Source organism: Streptomyces sp. NPDC051104 (assembly GCF_040682835.1).
GTDB classification, from domain to species: Bacteria; Actinomycetota; Actinomycetes; order Streptomycetales; family Streptomycetaceae; genus Streptomyces; species Streptomyces cynarae.
This window is the reverse complement of record NZ_JBFBBS010000128.1, coordinates 1-1,774: the sequence shown is the minus strand read 5'-3', so window position 1 is coordinate 1,774 and position 1,774 is coordinate 1. Positions and strand designations below refer to the sequence as shown.

Genomic DNA, 1,774 nt, shown 5'->3' with positions numbered 1-1,774 from the left:
TTAAATCGTATGTAATGATATAACTTTCCATAATCACTCCTTTCATTAATTTTTGAAAGACAGGAGGATGTTAGTTGGTATTAACGGATTTGTCCTGAATTTCATTAACTATATTATACTGCTACAAATTGTTTTAGTCAACATAACATACTATATATTGTGTTTAATTATGTAAAAAACAAGAAAGGAACACTAAATGTTGTGGTCGAAGATAAAAACTAAACTTGTTGAGAAAAATATGACTGAGTATGAACTTGGAAAAGTTACAGGACTTGGTGCTCAACAAATTCATCAATTTAAAAAAAGAAATTCTGAAAATCCTCGTTGGCTAACAATGGTCAAAATAGCGGATGCACTAGACATCAGCTTAGATGAATTCAGATAGAAAGGCAAATAATGCACACACAAATTATTAATGGACGAGAAGTCCTAACAGTTCCAACAGTCATTGGATATAAGCATTATGACTTAGAAAAAAGAGAAGTAGTTGGAGAAGTTATTGAATCTACTTATCGAAGAAAAGACGGAACAATGTACATTATCCGCAGATCACGAACAGAACGAGAAAAAGCTGCTATGCTCAATTCGTGCTTGTCTGACTGGGGATATTAGTATGAGCAAACAACAAAAAAGCCCTGCATGGCACGCAGAGCAAGTAGGAAATTCGCCAAAACTTCTACTTAAATTATACCACGAATGCCTAGAAATTTGAAATGGAGAACATTAAATGACGGAAGAAAAACCAAGATTTAGTTTTTCTGATATTAGAACTTTTCAGGAATGCCCTTTTAGATTAAGGGAAAGAAAAGAAAAAAGGTACGCTGAATCTCCTACAGAAGCTATGCTAGTTGGCTCTTATGCTCATGCAATGCTTGAGGGAGATAAAAGCACCGATGATTTTATCCAAGAGCATTCTGTGGATATGATGGGCAATATTTGTAAGAAAAACCAAGGCATTAAAAAAGTTTTTAAAGATATTGTGATGGCGGTTAATGAAGTCAAAAAGACTGAAACTTATCAGTCTTTCGATACTTTACATACTCATAAAGAACTTTATATCAGAGCTGATTATGATGATTTTGTGATTAGTGGAAGAATTGATGTCTTAAGGTTTGACCACGAAAATAAGATCATTGAAATAATTGACTGGAAAACGGCCGCAAGTTTTGAAGATGTGTTTGATAAAAATATCAGAGCTTATTTGGAATGGTACAGCCATTATAGAGAACAACTAGCTTTATACGCATGGTTAGTTGCTCAAGAATTCTCTGATTATACGAAACTAGATTATACAGTGGTAGGAAAAATTGTAGGTTTTACCAAGAAACTTCCAGTAAACATTAAGACGATTACGATGGATTTTGGAAAACTTGCTGATATTTCGGATAAAATTCTTGTTCAAACTGTGTTATCTGAGTTGGATAACATCGCTCATAATATTGAGCATGAGGGAATGGATGGATACTTTTGTCATAATTGCGACTGCTGTATCCAAAACAAAAAATACGAAGAATTAGAGGTAGAAGTATGGTAATGCAAATTAAACCCGGTGGAGCAAGGAGCCCTAAGTTAAATAGAATTTTAATTTCAGGCGGAGGGGGTTCCGGTAAAACAACTTTAGCTGCTAAGTTTGCAACGAGTCCAGACCGTGCGTTATTCATAAGTACGGATGGAAATGCAAGCCGACAAGGATATCGTGCTATAGATTTTGAATTTCCTAATACTGCTGAACAAATTATTTCTAATTTCATTCAGGCACTAAACTTAGCCGAAC

4 protein-coding genes are annotated in these 1,774 nt (G+C 34.5%); all 4 read left to right on the top strand.

Annotation, left to right across the window (positions count from 1 at the left end):
* Positions 1 to 196: 196 nt before the first annotated feature.
* The gene (locus AB0N14_RS40025; RefSeq protein ID WP_081044482.1) at positions 197 to 385 is read left to right on the top strand and encodes a helix-turn-helix transcriptional regulator; all 189 of its coding nucleotides are present in this window, start codon (positions 197 to 199) and stop codon (positions 383 to 385) included.
* 11 nt (positions 386 to 396) lie between these two features.
* Positions 397 to 612, top strand: coding sequence for a DUF1408 domain-containing protein (locus AB0N14_RS40020; RefSeq protein WP_023189642.1), 216 nt, complete (start codon positions 397 to 399; stop codon positions 610 to 612).
* A 115-nt stretch (positions 613 to 727) separates the two neighbouring features.
* Positions 728 to 1,534 (top strand): PD-(D/E)XK nuclease-like domain-containing protein, encoded by an 807-nt coding sequence (locus AB0N14_RS40015; protein ID WP_312257864.1) that lies wholly within the window; start codon positions 728 to 730, stop codon positions 1,532 to 1,534.
* The coding region (locus tag AB0N14_RS40010) for a hypothetical protein (RefSeq protein ID WP_366030594.1) at positions 1,534 to 1,774 on the top strand (241 nt) is incomplete at its 3' end. The genes AB0N14_RS40015 and AB0N14_RS40010, both read left to right, overlap by 1 nt.